Source organism: Planobispora rosea, assembly GCF_014648175.1.
Taxonomy (GTDB): Bacteria; Actinomycetota; Actinomycetes; order Streptosporangiales; family Streptosporangiaceae; genus Planobispora; species Planobispora rosea.
Window position 1 is genome coordinate 1 of record NZ_BMQP01000027.1, and the last position, 13042, is coordinate 13042.

The following is a 13042-nucleotide window of genomic DNA, read 5'->3' on the forward strand; positions in this document are numbered from 1 at the left end:
TCCTTCCGCACGTGGGCGGCCAGGTTGCACGCCGAGGCCCGGACCAGGACGGACGAGCTCAGCCTGTGGACCCGGATCCTGGAAGGGAACGCCCAGGGGCCGGACTCCGGTGGGAGCGGTTCCGGTGTACGGCTGGATCCCGCCGTGGACACCTTCGGCACCCAAGGGCATCTCACCCTCGACCTGCCCCCCGAGGTCACCGAGCCGCTGCTCACCGGCGTCCCGGCCGCCTTCCACGGCCGGGTCAACGACGTGCTGCTCGCCGGGCTGGCCCTCGCCGTGACCCGGTGCACCGGGCGGGAGTCGGTCCTGATCGACCTGGAGGGGCACGGCCGGGAGGAGGTCTTCCCCGGAGTGGACCTGTCCAGGACGGTCGGCTGGTTCACCACCATGTACCCGGTCCGGCTCGACGCGGGCCCGGCGGACTGGAGCGACCTGAGCGGGCCCACCGCCGGCCGGGCGATTAAGCGGGTCAAGGAGCAGCTCCGGGCGATCCCGGACAACGGCATCGGGTACGGCCTGCTCCGCCATCTCGACCCGGACGCCTCCGCCCGGCTCGGCGCGTACCCCGTCCCGGAGCTGGCCTTCAACTACCTCGGCCGGGTGGACGCCGCCACCGGGACGGACTGGTCCCCGGCGGCCGAGGCCGACGCGGCCGGAGGCGGCCACGCGCCGGGCCTCGCGCTGCCGCACGCCCTGGAGGTCAACGCCCTCACCCGGGACACGCCCGAGGGGCCGCGGCTCCGGGCGACCTGGTCGTGGGCCGGACGGCTGTACACCGAGGAGCAGGTCAGGGCACTGGCCGAGGCGTGGTTCACCGCCCTGACCGGTCTGTCATCGCACACCGGCGGCGGCCTGACCCCCTCGGACCTGCTGGTCCCGATCAGTCAGGAAGAGATCGACGCGTTCGCGGCGGAACTCGACGCGGAGTGGAGCGCCCGATGACCTCACGTGGTCCGATACCTCCGAGAGCTTCAGCGATCTCGATGTCTCCGGCGTCTCCGGCGTCTCCGGCGGACCGGGCGGTGGGCCCGAGGGGGCAGCTTGAGGACATCCTGCCGTTGTCACCGCTCCAGCAGGGCCTGTACTTCCACGCCGTCTTCGACGAGGCCGCGCCCGACGTCTACACCGCCCAGCTCGCGCTCGACCTGGAGGGCCCCCTCGACGCGGACAGGCTCAGGAGGGCGGTCGCCCGGTTGCTGGAGCGCCATCCCAACCTGCGCGCGTCCTTCCGGCAGCGGGTCAACGGCGAGCCCGTCCAGCTCGTCCACCGTCGCGTCGAGGTCCCCTGGCGGGAGATCTCCGGCCGGGACCCCGAGGCCGTCGCCGCCGAGGAGCGGGCCCGCCGCTTCGATCTGACCCGTCCCCCGCTCCTGCGCGTCGCCCTGGTGCGGACCGGGCCCGCCAGGAACCGGCTGATCTTCACCAACCACCACATCCTGCTCGACGGGTGGTCCACCCCTCTGCTCGCCGCCGAGCTGCTCGCCCTCTACACCGGCGCCGAGCCGCCGCCCGCCCCGCCGTACAAGGACTACCTGGCCTGGCTCGTACGGCAGGACCGCGGCGCCGCCGGGGACGCCTGGAAGCGAGCCCTGCGCGGCCTCGACGGCCCCACCCTCGTCGCCCCCGACCTGGCGGGCCGGCCCCCGGCGGAGCCCGGACGCGTCCGCGCCCACCTCAGTGAGGATCTCACCGCCCGGCTCACCGCCGTCCTGCGCTCCCGCTCCCTGACCCTCAACACCGCGGTCCAGGGGGCGTGGGCGCTGCTGCTGGCCCTGCTGACCGGCCGCGACGACGTGGTCTCCGGCTGCACCGTCTCCGGCCGCCCGGCCGAGCTGCCCGGCGTCGAGCGCATGATCGGCCTGTTCATCAACACCCTCCCGGTCCGGGTACGGCTCCGCCCCGAGGAGACCCTCGCCGGCCTGCTGACCCGCCTCCAGGCCGAGCAGGCCGAGCTGCTGCCCCACCACCACCTCGGCCTCGCCGACATCCAGCGCCTGAACGGCTCCGGCCCGCTGTTCGACACCATGACGGTCCTGGAGAACTACCCCCTGGACGCCTCGGCGGCCGAGGTCGGCGACGGGCTGCGGCTGATGGGAGCCGGAGGGAACGACGCCACCCACTACCCGCTCGCCCTCGCCGTCGTCCCCGGCGGGCGCCTGTCCCTGCGGCTGGACCACCGGCCGGACGTCTTCCCCCGCACCGCCGCGCTCAGCCTCCTCGACCGGCTGTCCCGGCTGCTCAAGGCCGTCGCCGCTGACCCCGACCTGCCGCTGTCCCGGCTCGACCTGCTCTCCGGGGAGGAACGGGCCCTGGTCGGGGCGGAGGCCGTACCGGGCGGGGAAGCCCCTGCGGGAACGGCGGACGCGACCATCGTGAGCGCCTTCGCCGAGCAGGTGGAGCGGACCCCGGACGCCGAGGCGGTCGCCGGAGACGGGATCTCTCTCACCTACGCCGAGCTCAACGGGCGGGCCAACCGGCTCGCGCACCGGCTGATCGAGCTGGGCGTGGGGCCGGAGACGCCGGTCGCGGTCCTGCTGGAGCGCTCACCCGAGGTGATCGTGACGACCCTGGCGATCGCCAAGGCCGGGGGGACGTACGTGCCCGTCCATCACGGCTACCCGCCCGACCGGATGAGCTGGGTGATGGCCGACACCGGCGCGCCGGTCCTGGTCACCGACCGCGAGCCCGGCTTCGCCCACGCGGCCGCGGTGGTCCGGGTGGACTCCGCGGCGGTCCCGGGTGCGGACGGCGGGACGGGGGACGGCGAGGTGCGCTACGTGCCGGAGTACGACCCGCACGTGAGGGTCCATCCCGACCAGCTCCTCTACGTGATCTACACCTCGGGGTCGACGGGCACCCCCAAGGGCGTGGCCGTACGGCACCGCGACGTCCTGGCCCTGGCCGCGGACCATCGCTGGAGCGGCAGGCACCGGCGGGTGCTGATGCACTCGCCGCACGCCTTCGACGCCTCCACCTACGAGATCTGGGTGCCGCTGCTGACCGGCGGCGCGGTCGTCGTCGCCCCGCCCGGCGAGCTGGACCCGGCCGCTCTCGCGCGCCTGACCGCCGAGCACCGCCTGACCGCGCTGTTCCTGACCACGGCCCTGTTCAACCTGGTCGCGGAGGAGGCGCCGGGCACGTTCGGGGCGCTCGCGGAACTGCTGACCGGCGGGGAGGCCGCCTCGCCCGCGGCCATGCGCCGGGTCCGGGAGTCCTGCCCGGACACCGTCCTCGGCCACGTCTACGGCCCCACCGAGACCACCACCTACGCCACCTATCACGCCGTGACCCGGACCCATGACGCGGCGCCGCCCATCGGCCGGGCCATGGACGGCATGCGGGCCCACGTGCTCGACCGTTTCCTGCGGCCGGTCCCGCCGGGCGCGATCGGCGAACTGTACCTGTCGGGCGCCGGTCTCGCCCGCGGCTACCTGGGCCGCCCGGGGCTGACCGCGGAGCGGTTCGTGGCCTGCCCGTACGGCGGCGGGCGGATGTACCGGACCGGGGACCTGGTCCGGTGGACCGGGGACGGCGAACTGGAGTACGTGGGGCGGGCCGACTTCCAGGTCAAGATCCGCGGGTTCCGGATCGAGCTGGGGGAGATCGAGTCGGTGCTCTCCCGGCACCCGTCGGTCGCGCAGGTGTCGGTGGCCGTCCACGACAACCGCCTGGTCGCCTACGTGGTCCCCGCCGCCGGGGCGGACACGGGAACGGCAGCGGTGGAGGAGCCGGCGGACGCGGGAAGGGCACCGGTGAGGGGGCTGCGGGACTTCGCGCGGACGGTGCCGGTGGGGGAGCTGCGGGACTTCGCGGGGGAGACCCTGCCGGAGTACATGGTTCCGCAGGTGGTCCTCGGCCTGGACGCGCTCCCGCTCACCCCGAACGGCAAGGTGGATCGCGCAGCCCTTCCCAAGCCGGATATATCGGCATCCGGGAGGCCGCCGCAGACCCCCGAGGAGGAGCGGCTCTGCCGCCTGTTCTCCGAGGTGCTCGGCCTGGACCGGGTCGGCGCCGACGACGGTTTCTTCGACCTGGGCGGCGACAGCATCGCGGTCATCCAGCTCGTCTCCCGCGCCCGCAGGGAGGGCTTGGAGATCAGCCCCCGTGAGGTGTTCGCCTCCCAGACCGTCGAGGCCCTGGTCCGCGGCGGCTCCTCGGGCCGGGAGATGCTGCTCCCGCTGCGCGCGGCGGGCGCCGCGTCGCCGTTGCCGCCGTTGTTCTGCGTGCACCCGGGCGCCGGGCTCGGCTGGCCGTACTCCGGCCTGCTCCGCCACCTCGGCCCGGAGCAGCCGGTCTACGCCTTCCAGGCGCGGGTGTTGTCCGAGCCGGACTACACGGCCCCGTCGATCGAGGCCATGGCCCGGGACTACCTCGCCTGCCTCCGCCGGGTCCAGCCGCACGGGCCGTACCGGCTGGCGGGCTGGTCGATGGGCGGCCTGATCGCCCACGCCATGGCCGTCGAACTGCGTGAGCGAGGCGAGGAGGTCGCGCTGCTGGCGATCCTCGACGCCTATCCCCACCCGGTCCGGCGTAACGCCCCGGACGAACGTGAGGTGCTGTCCGAACTGCTGGCCGCGGCCGGTTACCGGGGGACGGGGGAGACCGAGGACATCGTCGCCTTCGTCCAGGCGCAGGGCGGCCGGTACGCCACCCTCGACGAGCCGACCCTGCTGGCGGTCTACCGCAACTACCGAAATGGTGTGAAGATCTCCCAGGAGTACGAACCTCGAATCTTCGAGGGAGACGTGCTCTTTGTCACAGCCGCCCACGGCCGCGAGGCGGACAGCCCCACGGCCGCCGAATGGAAACCGTACGTCACCGGCATGATCGAGGATCACATGGTCGCCTGCGATCATGAAAGCATGCTCAACCCCGGGCCGGCGGCGGAGATCGCCGCACTGCTCGGAGCCGCACTGCGCAGAAGGGAACCGTGATGACCAACCCGTTCGAGAACCCCGACGGCTCCTACTTCGCCCTGATCAACGACGAGGGCCAGTACTCCCTGTGGCCCGCGTGGGCGGAGATCCCGGCGGGCTGGACCGTCGCCTTCGGCGAGGACACCCGCGAGGCCTGCCTGGAGCACATCGAGACCAACTGGACCGACATGCGCCCGAAGAGCCTGATCCAGGCGATGGGCGAATGACCTGGCTGCGCTGCCCCCGTCCACGGCCCCGGGCGGTCGCCCGGTTGATCTGCTTCGCGCACGCGGGCGGGTCGGCCACCGCCTACCGCGAGTGGCCCGCGCTGCTGCCCGAGTCCGTCGAGCTGCACGCCGTGCAGCTCCCCGGCCGGGCCGACCGGTTCAACGAGCCGTTCCCGGAGAGCCTGCAGGCCCTGGTCGAGGAGGTCGCCGCCGAGCTGGCCCCGCTGCTGGACCGGCGGGTCGCGCTGTTCGGGCACAGCATGGGCGGGCTGGTGGCCTACGAGGTCACGCGGCTGCTGGAGGAGCGTGGGACCGGTCCGGTCCGGTTGTTCGTCTCGGGCTGCACGGCACCGCACGAGCGACGGCTGGACCGCCGCGTGTCGGAGTACGACGACGACCGCCTGGCGGCCGAGCTCGTCCGGCTGGGCGGCACCGAGTCGGAGATCTTCGCTCACCCGGCGATGCGGGAGATCGTCCTTCCCTACGTCCGCGGTGACTTCCGCCTGATCGAGCACCACCGTTCCCGCCCCGGGCCTCCGCTGCGCACCCCGGTCTCCGCACTCGTCGGCGAGGCCGACCCGGTCGTCACGGCGGCCCAGGCCAAGGCGTGGGAGGCGTGCACGGTCTCGGACTTCTCCCTGACGGTCTTCCCCGGTGACCACTTCTACCTGCAGCAGTTGCGGGAGCAGGTGGTCACCGAGGTCGTGCAGAGGGTGGGCGTGGCGTCCGTGTGACGGGCACGGGGCTCAGATGATCAGGGCGAAACAGTCCGGCCGGTAGTCCCCGGGCAGCGGTCCGGGGACCTCCAGCGCCTTGTTGACGTAGGAGAGCATCACCGGGTCCAGGGTCTCCAGGTTGTGCCCGATGGCGCCCTCGACGAGCCCCTTGAGCGGGCAGTCGTCCTGGAGCAGGCGGTTGCCGACCTGCTCCCGCGGGCCCTCGATGAAGGTCGAGGCCGCCGCCTGCTCGGCCTTGAGCCCCAGGGCGGTGTAGCTCACACCGGCCTCGACCATCGACGGGGTGTTGAGCGCCTTCATCAGGTCGGAGTCCGGGCGCAGCTCGTCGCAGACCGTCTCCCGGCCGCAGCTCCTGCCCAGCTCCTCGGTGATCTTATGGTGCGGGGCCCCCAACGTGATCAGCTCCGTGACCCTGGCCGCCCCGCCGTCGAAACGCATGTACGCCCGGGGCACGATCCCGCCGAGACTGTGCCCGACGATCGCCACCTTCTCGGCCCCGGTCGCCTGGAGCACTCCCTCCACGAAGATCCCCAGCGCCTCCGCCGACTCCCTGATCGACCTGCTCCACCCGTAGTCGAGAGAGAAGACGCAGTAACCCTGCTTGCTCAGGTACGGCGCCGCCACCGGCCAGGTGACCGCCCCGGTGCTCTTGGCGCCGTGCACCAGCACCACCGGGTACGGCGTGCTCTCGCGCGGACGGCAGTCGAAGTCGTTGGCCTCGTCCAGTCCTTCGGAGGCCATCCTCCTGGCCTCGGCGACCCGGTCGACCCTGGACGGCTCACCCGGCCCGGATGACGTCCCCGCGCTCAGCAGCGTGTCGGCGGCGAAGACGAGGACCGCGAGCCCGATGACGGCGCACAGGATGACCACGGCGATCTGACCGAGACGGAGCTGTCCCACGATCTCTCCTCCGGAGGAATCCAGAAGGGCAGCTTGTCCCGTGTCTCCTCCCGGGATCTATGGCCCGGCCGCGCCGCTTCCCCGGCGAACTTGGCATCGCCGTACAAACCGCCGGGCGGCTCGGCGGAGACGAGCTCGAACGCAGCCGGCGGGAAGTCCGCCTCGCTCCGCACTCCGGTGAACTCCGCTGGAACCACCCGGTGAGCTCCACCGGAGTCGTCGTGAGTTCTGCCGAAGAAACACGGTCCCTTGGGCGGGAAGTGCCCATGAGACGGGACGGGCGGGCCGTTACCGTCGCCCTGTGGGTGAACGTGTGGTGATCGCGCTCGGCGGCAACGCCATGACGGCCTCCGACGGCAGCGCCTCCCCGCAGGACCAGCGCCGCGCGGTCGAGGGGGCGATGCGCCATGCCGCCGCGCTGATCGCGATGGGCCACCAGGTCGTCCTCACCCACGGCAACGGCCCGCAGGTCGGCAACCTGCTGCTGAAGAACCAGCTCGCCGCGGACGTGGTGCCCCCGGTGCCGCTCGACTGGTGCGGGGCGCAGACCCAGGCGACGATCGGCACGCTCATCCTCAACGCGCTTGAGGGACGCGCCGCCGTCGTGGTCACCCGTACGCTCGTCGACCCCGCCGACCCGGCCTTCCACGACCCGGTCAAGCCGATCGGCCGCTACTTCGCCGAGGCCGAGGCCCGCCGGTTCATGGAGCTCGGCCAGACGTGGCGGCGCTTCGAGAAGGGCTGGCGCCGGGTGGTCCCCTCCCCGGAGCCGCTGCAGATCCTCGACGCGCCCGCGGTGGCCGCGCTGATGGCCGCCGGGTTCGTCGTGGTGGCGGCGGGCGGCGGGGGAGTGCCCGTGGTCCGCGACCGCGAGGGACGGCTGACCGGAGTCGAGGCGGTCATCGACAAGGACCTGGTCGCGACCCTGCTGGCCCGCACGGTCAGGGCGGCCAGCCTGGTGATCGCCACCGACGTCCCGCACGCCGTCATGGGGTTCGGTACGGCGCACGCCCGCCCGATCGGCCCGATCACCGCCTCCGAACTCCGCGAGCTGCAGGCGGCCGGGCACTTCGCCGAGGGCAGCATGGGCCCGAAGGTGGAGGCCGCCCTGCGCTTCGTCGAGCACGGCGGGGACAAGGCGGTCATCACCTCGCTGGAGAACATCGCGGAGGCGGTCGCCGGGCGGGCCGGAACCGTGGTGCGCAAGTAAACCCCGGCGCGCAAGTAAATCCCGGCGCGGAAGTAAACCGTGGTGCGGAAGTAAACCGTGGTGCGGAAGTAAGACGACCGACTGGAAGGTGACTGGAATGCCGGAACCGATCGAAGTACGCAAGGTGGCCATCGAGAGCGTGACCGACGCCTCCGGGCTGGAGAAGCTCATCGACGACGGGATCATCGAGGCGCACCGGGTGCTCGCGGTGATCGGCAAGACCGAGGGGAACGGCGGCGTCAACGACTACACCCGCATCCTGGCCGACCGTGCCTTCCGGGGGGTGCTCGCGGCCAAGGGCCACCCGTCGCCGGAGAGCGTGCCGCTGGTGTGGTCCGGCGGCACCGACGGCATCCTCAGCCCGCATGCCACGATCTTCGCCACCACCGCCGCCGATCCGGACGCCGATCCGGGCGACGAGCCGCGGCTGAGCGTCGGCATCGCGATGAGCGACGTCATCCTGCCCGAGGACATCGGCCGCCCCGCCATGGTGGAGAAGGTCGCCGCCGGGGTCCGCGAGGCCATGAAGGCCGCCGGGATCGACGACCCCGCCGACGTCCACTACGTGCAGACCAAGACGCCGCTGCTGACGCTGGCCACCATCAACGACGCCAAGTCGCGCGGGAAGGACGTGGTGACCGAGGACACCGGCCCGTCCATGGACATCTCCAACTCCACCACCGCGCTGGGCATCGCCGTCGCCCTCGGCGAGATCGAGATGCCCTCGGCCGAGCAGATCCACCGCGACCTGTCGCTCTACTCCTCGGTGGCGTCCTGCTCCAGCGGGGTCGAACTCGACCGAGCCCAGATCGTGGTCGTCGGCAACGTCCGCGGCATCGGCGGGCGCTACCGCATCGGCCACTCGGTCATGAAGGACGCGCTCGACGCCGACGGCATCTGGGAGGCGATCCGCTCCAGCGGCATCGAGTTGCCCGAGCGCCCGCACCCCTCCGACCTGAGGGGCCGCCTGGTCAACGTCTTCATGAAGTGCGAGGCCGATCCCTCCGGCCGCGTCCGGGGCCGCCGCAACATCATGCTCGACGACTCCGACGTGCACTGGCACCGCCAGATCAAGGCCGCCGTCGGCGGCGTGGCGGCCTCGGTCACCGGCGACCCCGCCGTCTTCGTCTCGGTCGCCGCGGTCCACCAGGGCCCGAGCGGCGGCGGCCCGGTGGCCGCCATCGCCGATCTCGGCTGAGCCGTCACCCCCACACCAGATAGGCGATCACGAGGGTCGCCGCGAACGCCAGGACCTCGACCGCGTACCGGGCGACCCTCAGGATCCGCGGCTCTCCGCGGTGTGTGCCGCTTCCGGCCGTTCCCGTCATGACCTGCTCTCCTTCGTCCGGTGGGAGCATCCTCGCCCGCCCCCGGACCCGGCCGCATGGGTCCGTGTCCTGACTTTTCCGGGACTCCGGGACACCGGTCCCACCCGTTCCCGGCCCGCCCCGCGCCCCCGGTAGGCTCCGGATTCGTGCCGAGCATTCCGCAACCCCTGGTCCCCGAGGACGACGGCGGCGCCGACGCCGCCGTGGCGTCCGCGCTCGCGGCCTTCTCCGCCGGTACGGCGGGCCCCGCCGAGGTGATCTCCGCGCTGAGCGGGGCCCGGCTGCTGGTCCCGGTGGTGGCCCTGCTGACCAGCTCCGAGGTCGGGGAGCACGGGCTCAGGCAGGAGAAGGAGAGCGAGATGGCTCTCCCCAAGCTCGTCGGCAAGGACGGCCGGGAGGCGGTGCTCGCCTTCACCGGGGTCGAGGCGCTCACGCGCTGGCGCCCCGACGCCCGGCCCATCCAGGCCACCGTCCCGCAGGTATGCCAGGCCGCCGCGCACGAGAACGCCGCGGCCGTGGTGGTCGACGTGGCGGGCCCGGTGCCGTTCGTGATCGAGGGCGGAGTGCTGGCGGCGTTCGCCGCCGTGGAGTCGGGAACGGTCGATCAGCTGGGTGCGGAGGTCCCGGGAGTCACTGTGGCGAGGATGGCAGAGCCTCATGAGGCCGCCGAGGCCCCCAGGCGTCGGCGGTTCGGTTGGCCACGACGTGGACGAGGTTGATCGTCAGGATCGCCGGGGCGATCACCGCGACGAAACCGCCGAGGTCGCGCTCGAAGACCAGGGCGAGGATGACCGCGGTGACCCCGTTCTGCTGGGCCAGGCCGAGATGGACCCGGTCGATCACCGGCAGGCCGTGGGTGAGCACCAGCGCCGCGAGCATCTGGGCGGCGAAGGCGGCCAGCCCGAGCAGCACGCCCATGCCCATGTTCGCGCCGCCCACCAGCAGCAGTCCCATCAGGAACGCCGACAGCGCGAACGCCGTGCTCACCACGCGGGCCAGCCAGCGTGAGTCCGGCAGCCGGAGATAGAGCCCGGCGGTCGCCAGGCCGAGCATGAGGGAACTCCACGCCGCCGACACGATCGCGGTCGCCGCCGCCACGTAGCTCAGCACCGGCGGGGCGTTCCTGACCAGCCGCCACACCAGGTAGGCGACCAGCGCGAACAGGGCGTTCAACCCCAGGTCGGCGAAGTAGGCCGTGGCCTGCCCGCCGTGTTCCGAACCGCTCACCAGCGCCGCCGCGTACACCGCCAGGATGATCGTCACCGGGTCGTCGAAGGAGGACCAGGCCCCCAGGATCGTCTTGGCCCGGGCGGAGAGCCGGTCGTCCCGCATCACGGAGGCGACCGAGAGGGGATCGATCTGGGCGACCACCACCGCCATGATCAGGGAACGCGGGTCGTGCGAGACCAGGTAGACGACCCCGGCGATGAACGCGGTCTTGAGGATCACTCCGACGGTGACCGCCAGCACGATCAGCCGGGTGTGCTCCCGGGCCTCGGTGCGGTCGATGCCGTGTGTGCTGCCGTACAGGCCGATGGCCAGCAGCAGGCTGCTGAACAGCACATAGGCGGAGGAGTGCTCCAGCCCTCTCAGCCCGCCCAGCTCGGCGGCGAGCCAGCCGAGGCCGACGACGGCGATCAGGAGCCCGATTCGGGCCAAGGTTCGCTCCCGGCGATGGATCGCAGACGGCCCCCGCGTTCCCGGGGGCGCTCCCGCTGGTTGATGGGGGGGAGGGTGAAGTGGCCGCGGATCGTGTCCACCAGTTTCGCCATCTTGTCGTCGGCGACGTCCACCTTCCGCTGGTCGAGCGTCACGCCGATCAGATAGCGGGCCTCGTCGACCCAGTAGAAGTACAGCGCGCCGCGCTCGACGTCGAGGACGGTACGGATGAGGATGCCTCCCTCGATCCGCCGGAACTGCCGGTTGAGCCGGCCGGTGAGCCAGTTGAGCTGGTGGCCGGCCTTCAGGTAGAGCTCCCGGCGCTGCTCCTGGTCGGTCTCGTGGAAGAAGTGCGCCAGGTCGGCGTCGTCGAGCACGTCGGTGTAGAAGCAGCAGCGCCCGTCGGCGTAGTAGGCGACGAAGTGCAGGTCGTCCTGGTCGAGCATGGCGACGCAGCTGCCGACCGACTTCTCCACCGACGGGCCGATGCCCGGCATGGTGCGGATCAGGATCTCCGACTCGCCGATCACCTTCCGCTTGGTGGCGCTGGGCAGCGGACCCACCCCGGCGTCGAGATAGGGCAGGTAGAGACCCCGGTTGTACTGGATGAGCAGGTAGACGCCGGTGATGAAGGCGAAGGCGCTCACCCCCGTGGTGATCAGCCCGTGCAACTCGCCCGGGACGCCGCCCCGTCCCAGGACCGGGCCGAACGCGGCGACGAACCCCAGGACGCCCTCCCCGGCCGCGGTGACCGTCAGCGCGATCACCATCAGCACCGGGAGCCGGGCCCGGATCCGGCCGAGCACCGTGGCGATCAGCGCGAGGGACAGGATCACGACGACGACCGTGACGGCGCGGGAGACGTCGTAGTCCTCGCCCTCGATGTACCAGGCGAGGATCTCCAGCAGCACGGGCAGCAGGACCAGGGACGCGATGACCGCGGGAAGCCGTGCGAAGCGGTCCCTGTCCACGTGGTCCGGCCCTCCCCCGGCAGAAGTGGCTCTCAGCGTCCGTGATCGGTTGCGGGCCCGTCAATGACTCGGGAGGTCATGGGCTCCTGCGGAGGCCCTGCGTCCCACGCCCCATTCCCCGCCGCGCGCCGCCCTGCGCCTCGCCGCCCGCCGCCCTGCGTCCCGCCGCCCGTTCAACGCTCGGCGGACACGGGAAGCCCGGCCGGGCTATGGTCGGTCGGTGGCCATCCTTCCCCTCGCGGCGGCCCTCGCCGGGCTGCTGATCGGCCTGCGCGCGCGTGCCCTGGTGGTGCGCCACTCCGTGGCCGAGGGAGGGGCGCTCCGCGACGGCTGCCCGTCCTGCACGGCTCCGCTACCGGGTCTGCCCGGTCCTCGCGGCTCCGATCTCCGGGCGGCCGTCGCCGCCCGGTGCCGGGACTGCTCCGTACGGCTCGGGCCGCCCCCGCTGGCGGTGGAGGCCGTCACGGCACTGCTGCTCGGAGCGCTCGCCTGGAAGGCCGCGGCGGGGGAGGCGCGGCCGGCGGAGCTCGCCGAACTGCTCGCCTTCTGCTGGCTGGCCGTGCTCTGCGCGGTGCTGGCCTTCGTCGACCTGGCCGTACGGCGGTTGCCCGACCGGTTCACCATCGCCGCCTGCCTGGGAACCGGAGGGCTGCTGGCGGTCGCCGCCGCGTCCGGGGGACGGTGGGGCGACCTGCTCGGGGCGGGACTGGGAGGGCTCGCACTGGCGGCCTTCTATCTGCTGCTCTTCCTGGTCAACCCGGCCGGGATGGGCCTGGGCGACGTCAAGCTCGCGGCGGCCCTCGGCGTCGGGCTCGGCTGGTTCGGCTGGGACATCCTGGTCGCCGGGGCGTTCTTCGGCTTCCTCGCGGGGGCCCTCTACGGGGTGGCGCTGATCGCTGTGCGCCGGGGGAACCGCAAGAGCGAGTTCCCCTTCGGCCCCTTCATGATCATCGGTGCCTTCGCCGCCATCCTGACCGCTCCGGTCCCCTGACCGGTCCCGTACGGCCCGGCCCCGGCGCGAGGTCCCCGGCGCGAGGTCCCCGGCGCGAGGTCCCCGGCGTGAGACAGGAGGGCACGGCCCCGGAGTGCGG

Annotated in this window: 12 protein-coding genes; 8 read left to right on the forward strand and 4 right to left on the reverse strand. The window is 72.6% G+C overall.

Annotated features, from left to right (window positions below; translation table 11 throughout):
• The 4 genes from IEZ08_RS24665 to IEZ08_RS24680 all read left to right on the forward strand — a co-directional run.
• Positions 1-945, forward strand: a 945-nt coding sequence (locus tag IEZ08_RS24665; RefSeq protein ID WP_229803467.1) for a condensation domain-containing protein, incomplete at its 5' end; no start/stop codon positions are given.
• Between the two features lie 80 nt (positions 946-1025).
• Positions 1026-4937, forward strand: a complete 3912-nt coding sequence (locus tag IEZ08_RS24670) for a non-ribosomal peptide synthetase (RefSeq protein WP_229803469.1) — start codon at positions 1026-1028, stop codon at positions 4935-4937.
• Positions 4937-5146, forward strand: coding sequence for an MbtH family protein (locus IEZ08_RS24675; RefSeq protein ID WP_068924658.1), 210 nt, complete (start codon positions 4937-4939; stop codon positions 5144-5146). Before IEZ08_RS24670 ends, IEZ08_RS24675 begins: the two co-directional genes overlap by 1 nt.
• Positions 5143-5880, forward strand: coding sequence for a thioesterase II family protein (locus IEZ08_RS24680; RefSeq protein ID WP_068924656.1), 738 nt, complete (start codon positions 5143-5145; stop codon positions 5878-5880). The genes IEZ08_RS24675 and IEZ08_RS24680 overlap by 4 nt, the downstream gene beginning before the upstream one ends.
• A 12-nt stretch (positions 5881-5892) precedes the next feature.
• Here IEZ08_RS24680 and IEZ08_RS24685 read toward each other — a convergent pair whose 3' ends face one another.
• Positions 5893-6783 (reverse strand): esterase/lipase family protein, encoded by an 891-nt coding sequence (locus IEZ08_RS24685; protein ID WP_068924654.1) that lies wholly within the window; start codon positions 6781-6783, stop codon positions 5893-5895.
• 301 nt (positions 6784-7084) lie between these two features.
• Between IEZ08_RS24685 and IEZ08_RS24690 the strand changes: the two genes are divergently transcribed.
• A complete protein-coding gene (locus IEZ08_RS24690) occupies positions 7085-7993 on the forward strand; it encodes a carbamate kinase (protein WP_229803471.1) in 909 nt (302 codons plus the stop codon).
• A gap of 97 nt (positions 7994-8090) precedes the next feature.
• Entirely contained in the window at positions 8091-9191 is a 1101-nt protein-coding gene (gene bar, locus IEZ08_RS24695; protein WP_189243076.1) for a barbiturase, read from the forward strand.
• A 4-nt stretch (positions 9192-9195) separates the two neighbouring features.
• Here the strand turns inward: bar and IEZ08_RS40335 are convergent, their stop codons facing one another.
• Positions 9196-9321: a hypothetical protein gene (locus IEZ08_RS40335; RefSeq protein WP_268249361.1), complete on the reverse strand. Its 126-nt coding sequence runs from the start codon at positions 9319-9321 to the stop codon at positions 9196-9198.
• A 146-nt stretch (positions 9322-9467) separates the two neighbouring features.
• Between IEZ08_RS40335 and IEZ08_RS24700 the strand changes: the two genes are divergently transcribed.
• Positions 9468-10040, forward strand: a complete 573-nt coding sequence (locus IEZ08_RS24700) for an SseB family protein (protein WP_084780370.1) — start codon at positions 9468-9470, stop codon at positions 10038-10040.
• On the opposite strand, the gene IEZ08_RS24705 is transcribed toward IEZ08_RS24700, so the two are convergent.
• Both IEZ08_RS24705 and IEZ08_RS24710 read right to left on the reverse strand, forming a co-directional pair.
• Positions 9952-10980, reverse strand: a complete 1029-nt coding sequence (locus IEZ08_RS24705) for a cation:proton antiporter (protein WP_068924650.1) — start codon at positions 10978-10980, stop codon at positions 9952-9954. The two genes, IEZ08_RS24700 and IEZ08_RS24705, sit on opposite strands and share 89 nt — an antisense overlap.
• The gene (locus IEZ08_RS24710; RefSeq protein WP_068924649.1) at positions 10959-11951 is read right to left on the reverse strand and encodes a hypothetical protein; all 993 of its coding nucleotides are present in this window, start codon (positions 11949-11951) and stop codon (positions 10959-10961) included. Before IEZ08_RS24710 ends, IEZ08_RS24705 begins: the two co-directional genes overlap by 22 nt.
• 220 nt (positions 11952-12171) lie before the next feature.
• On the opposite strand from IEZ08_RS24710, the gene IEZ08_RS24715 reads away from it, so the two are divergent.
• Positions 12172-12942: a prepilin peptidase gene (locus tag IEZ08_RS24715; RefSeq protein WP_068924647.1), complete on the forward strand. Its 771-nt coding sequence runs from the start codon at positions 12172-12174 to the stop codon at positions 12940-12942.
• Positions 12943-13042 lie beyond the last annotated feature (100 nt).